The organism is Mesorhizobium sp. M1A.F.Ca.IN.022.07.1.1 (genome assembly GCF_003997575.1).
In the GTDB taxonomy this organism is placed as follows: domain Bacteria; phylum Pseudomonadota; class Alphaproteobacteria; order Rhizobiales; family Rhizobiaceae; genus Mesorhizobium.
In genome coordinates this window covers 1-706 of record NZ_RZST01000702.1, presented here as the reverse complement: position 1 = coordinate 706, position 706 = coordinate 1, and the positions used below count along the sequence as shown (strand labels likewise).

Here is a 706-nt window from a genome sequence, read left to right as displayed (position 1 = left end):
GGATCGTCAGCAATCAGATAGCCGCGCCTCGGTTACCGGAATTGGAGAGAGGTACCCGTCGTAACCGCGGAGTTACGCACGGGTAAAAGCAGCCTTCACCTCTCCCTGGCCAATCAGCTTGGAGAAACGACGATAGTCCGAATGCTGGAACCGCCATCGGCCGGCGGCAATCGCGGGATGCACGCCAGCTTTCTGCGCCGCCTCCAACACCTCCTCTGTTCTGCTGTCCTTGTTGATCCCCTTCCAAATAGCGGGAGGGATAAGAGCGTTCAGCGCAAACGTGTCCGCCTCCGCTTCGATGGCTTCCGAACTAGCCACGTCCAGATCGTCCAGAATAACCTGCCGATCGGGGCCCAAGTGGCAAACCACGTGTGCAAACTCATGCAGTAGCGTAAACCAGAAATTATCCAATCGATCATGGCGCAGAGTTAGCGCAATCACCGGAACACCATCACTACGGCACATCGCTGCCCCGTCGAGAAATGTCCCCGGCATGTGCTCCAATATAGTCAATATTATTCCCATACGATGAAGCGCGGTGACGAGTTGATCCTGCCAGTCATTCAACAGGCTCAGCTGTGCCAGTTGCCGTGCCGCCTTGTCGGGATCAATGATCCTAGTTTTTTTGACAGTTATCTTTTCTGCGCGAACCAATACTGCTGCACACCACGCCTCCAGCGCCGCCATGTCCGTCTTGGCGTTGGTG

General features: G+C 55.8%; 1 protein-coding gene. It reads right to left on the bottom strand.

Annotation, left to right across the window (positions count from 1 at the left end; all coding sequences use genetic code 11):
* Nucleotides 1-72: 72 nt before the first annotated feature.
* A partial coding sequence (locus EOA75_RS33495) for an ImmA/IrrE family metallo-endopeptidase (protein ID WP_127326185.1) occupies nucleotides 73-706 on the bottom strand: 634 nt, incomplete at its 5' end.